Annotated in this window: 2 protein-coding genes; one reads left to right on the top strand and one right to left on the bottom strand. The window is 66.7% G+C overall.

Annotation, left to right across the window (positions count from 1 at the left end; translation table 11 throughout):
* Positions 1–542: 542 nt before the first annotated feature.
* Positions 543–1,091, bottom strand: coding sequence for a MarR family winged helix-turn-helix transcriptional regulator (locus FPZ41_RS46010; protein ID WP_152870801.1), 549 nt, complete (start codon positions 1,089–1,091; stop codon positions 543–545).
* 130 nt (positions 1,092–1,221) lie between these two features.
* On the opposite strand from FPZ41_RS46010, the gene FPZ41_RS46005 reads away from it, so the two are divergent.
* On the top strand, positions 1,222–2,490 hold the full coding sequence (locus tag FPZ41_RS46005; protein WP_152870802.1) for an MFS transporter: 1,269 nt from the start codon (positions 1,222–1,224) through the stop codon (positions 2,488–2,490).
* The last annotated feature ends 172 nt before the right edge of the window (positions 2,491–2,662 follow it).

Below are 2,662 nucleotides of genomic sequence, written 5' to 3'. Positions count from 1 at the left end.
ATCAACATATCTGGCGTTGATTTTTGGCACGCTGTTGAGTTCTCAAGGAACGGACGCTTCCTTTGTACTCACCCGAGAGACTCTCTCGTGGCTTTCCTCCGGGCGCTTCCCTTCGGTGTTTCCGACTCTATCAGACCTTTTTCCGATCCGATTTCCTCGGCGCTTTCCAGGTCAGACGCTTTCGCGCTTCCCTTTCCGGCGGTTCCGACTTTATCAGATCCTTTCGGGCCTGATTCCCAGTCGGAGGGGGTTGTCTTCGCGGCCGCTGGGCCGTTCCGACGTCTCAAACCTTAGCTGATCCTCTCGGCGATTCCCAATCGGGCCGCCGAGCTCCAAATCGGATTGAATTCGGGCACGCCGAAATCGACCCGGTTGGGAGATCGTGCTGATGGTTTGAGGTGCCGCTTTCACGGCGGGAGGTGCTTCCGCAGAACCGTTACGGCTCTGTGGCAACCCGAAGAACTTTACGGATCTGCGGGGGGACTGTCAAGCCTCCCCCGTGTGACCCCGCGTCAAACCTCGCAGGGCTCGGCGGCGCGACGTCAGTCCAGGTCGGTGAGCCGGCCGCCCGCGTCCGGCTGGGCGTGCTCCACCCGTCGCAGGAGACGGGTCAGGACCTCTCCCAGGACTCCGCGCTCCACCGGCGACAGGTCCTGGAGGAGCTCCTCCTCGAAGACCGAGGCGAGGCGCATGGCCTCCAGCCACTTCTCGCGCCCCTCGGGGGTGAGTTCGACGATGACGCGGACCCGGTTGGACTCGTCGCGCTCGCGGGTGACCAGTCGCTCGGTCACCATGCGGTCGATCCGGTGGGTCATGGCGGCCGGGGTGAGGCCGAGGCGCTTGGCGAGGTCGCTCGGGCCCATGCGGTACGGCGGGCCGGAGAGGACGAGGGCCTTGAGAACCTCCCACTCGGCGTTGCTGATGCCGAGCTCGGCGGTCTGGCGGCCGTAGGCGACGTTCATGCGGCGATTGAGCCGGGACAGCGCCGAGACGACCTTCTCGACTTGGGGGTCAAGGTCCTGGAACTCGCGCTGGTAGGCAGCGATCTGCTCTTCGAGAGGCGGTTCGCCGGCGCCGGGGGTGTCACCCATGGCTGAAGTATGGCATGCCTCCACTTGGCATCGAAGTCCTTGGAGATGTACTCTTTACGTTCTAACTTTAGGTTCGAAGTCTTTGGGGTTGAGCCCCTCAGATCGAAGGCAGGTGAACGTGACCAGGGCGATGGGCGCAGCTATGCGCCGGGTTCATGTGGGCAACGCACTCAGCGCGTTCGGCCTCGGCTTCACCGTCCCGTACCTGTACGTCTATGTGGCGCAGGTGCGGGATCTGGGTGCTGTGACGGCGGGTCTCGTGCTCGCCGTCTTCGCCGTGGCCGCTCTCGTGGTGCTGCCGTTTGCCGGGCGGGCGATCGTCCGTCGGGGCCCGCTGCCCGTGCTGCTCGCCGCCCTGGTCACCGCTGCCGTCGGTGCGCTGAGTTTGGGTTTGGCGGGAAGTGCAGCGGCTGTGCTGCTGTCGGCGGCTGCGCTCGGGGCCGGGCAGGCGGTGATGCAGCCGGCGCTCGCGACGGTGATCGTCGACTGCTCGACGGCCGAGACGCGGTCGCGGGCGTTCGCCACGCAGTTCTTCCTGCAGAACCTCGGGCTGGGGATCGGCGGTCTCATAGGTGGTCATCTCGTCGACACCACGCGCGCGAGTTCCTTCACCCTGTTGTTCTCGATCGAGGCGGCGATGTTCCTGTTGCTCGTCGTGGTCATAGCGACGCTGCGGATACCGCGGGCGACGAGTGGCGAGGGCGCTGCGGCGCGGTCGGCCGGGGGCAGCTGGCGGCAGTTGCTGCGGAATCGGGCGATGGTCCAGTTGTGCCTGCTGGGCTTCGTTCTGTTCTTCGCCTGCTACGGGCAGTTCGAGTCGGGGCTCAGTGCGTACGGGGTCGAGGCCGCCGGGATATCCCCGTCCGTGCTCGGGACCGCTCTGGCCGCGAACACCGCGGTGATCGTGGTCGCGCAGTTCGTTGTGCTGAGGTTCGTGGAGCGGCGGAGGCGGTCCCGGGTGATCGCCGCTGTCGGGCTCATATGGGCCGTTGCCTGGGGTGTGGCCGGGTATGCGGGGCTGGGCAACGGGGGTCAGGCCATGGCGACGGCTGCGTTCGTGTCGACGTACGCGTTGTTCGGACTTGGGGAGGCGATGCTGTCGCCGACTGTGGCGCCGTTGGTGGCGGATCTGGCGCCTGCGGGGATGGCGGGGCAGTACAACTCGGCGTTCGCCCTGGTGAAGCAGCTTGCGCTGGCAGTTGGGCCGGTGGTGGGCGGGCCGATGGGGGCCTCGCTGCACTTGCCGTACATCGTGACGTTCCTGCTGTTCTCGCTCGGTATATCCGTGTTGGCGGTTGGGCTGGGGCGGCGGCTCACGCCCGTGCAGGACCAGCCGTCCTTGGAGGGGAGTCGGGTGGTGGCGCGGGGTGGGGTGCCTGCGGAGTCATTGGCGGCGTGACGGTGAGGCGCGTGAGTGTGAGATGCGTGAGTGTGAGATGCGTGGGTGTGGGCGTGTGGCTGGGGCGGTGAAGGCTCGCGTGTGACTGGTGTCGGAGCCGTCTGTTGGTGTTCGGTCGCGGTGTGGGGAAAGAGGGGCTCCGCCCCTTCGACCCCGCCCCCAGGGGCTTCGC

Origin of the sequence: Streptomyces acidicola (assembly GCF_009377235.1) — a bacterium.
Taxonomy (GTDB): Bacteria; Actinomycetota; Actinomycetes; order Streptomycetales; family Streptomycetaceae; genus Streptomyces; species Streptomyces acidicola.
The sequence above is the reverse complement of the archived record's forward strand: the minus strand, read 5'-3'. Positions and strand labels throughout refer to the sequence as shown.

Bases quoted from the DNA above. Each gene is read 5' to 3' on its own strand.
- FPZ41_RS46010 (WP_152870801.1), bottom strand. From the start codon at position 1,091: ATGGGTGACACCCCCGGCGCCGGCGAACCGCCTCTCGAAGAGCAGATC.
- FPZ41_RS46005 (WP_152870802.1), top strand. From the start codon at position 1,222: ATGGGCGCAGCTATGCGCCGGGTTCATGTGGGCAACGCACTCAGCGCG.